Annotated in this window: 2 protein-coding genes; both read right to left on the bottom strand. The window is 66.3% G+C overall.

What is annotated here, in order from left to right; genetic code table 11:
• A partial coding sequence (locus AC07ZS_RS29875; RefSeq protein ID WP_494802045.1) for a branched-chain amino acid ABC transporter permease occupies positions 1-580 on the bottom strand: 580 nt, incomplete at its 3' end.
• Positions 581-605: 25 nt separating this feature from the next.
• The coding region (locus AC07ZS_RS29870) for an ABC transporter ATP-binding protein C-terminal domain-containing protein (RefSeq protein ID WP_444691490.1) at positions 606-680 on the bottom strand (75 nt) is incomplete at its 5' end.

Below are 680 nucleotides of genomic sequence, written 5' to 3'. Positions count from 1 at the left end.
GCGGGGCGGGGGGGGCGGGGCCCCCCGCGCGCAGCGCGCGGCCGGTGGCCGTCTTCTGGAAGAAAAGCGAAAGAACCGCGACCAGCAGGGCAGCCACGCAGGCCGCGTAGACGTCCTCCAGGTTGAGCAGGACACCGCCGTCGAACGTGCTCTCGAACAGCACCAGCGGGTCCTTGGGCATGCCCACGTTGATGGGGTAGATGTTCGAGCCAAAGATCGTCTGGCCCAGGCCGTCGAGAAAGTAGGTGATGCCCAGGGTGGCCATCAGCAGGGTCACGGCCTCCTGGTTGACCAGGTGGCGCAGCACCAGCCGCTCCACGAGCCAGGCCACGACGCCCATCAGCAATGCCGACAGCACGAAGGCCAGCACATTGGCCAGCACCCGGCTCTCGATGCCCAGCCAGAGGGGGATCCATTCCGAGAGGCGGGCCATGGCAAGGGCGGCGAACAGCACCATCGCGCCCTGCGCGAAGTTGAAGACGCCCGAGGCCTTGAAGATCAGCACGAAGCCCAGGGCCACGAGCGAATAGAGCATGCCGGCCATCAGGCCACCCAGGAGGGCTTCCAGAAAGAATGCCATGGTTTGGTTCTCGTTCGGTGGCGGTTCAGTGACTCGTGCCGAGGTAGGCGCTGATGACCTCCTCGTTGCGTCGGACTTCCTCGGGGGTGCCGTCGCCGAT

The organism is Hydrogenophaga sp. GW456-12-10-14-TSB4 (assembly GCF_059424305.1).
Note: the sequence above shows the minus strand (reverse complement) of the source record. Positions and strands in the feature narration are given on the sequence as shown.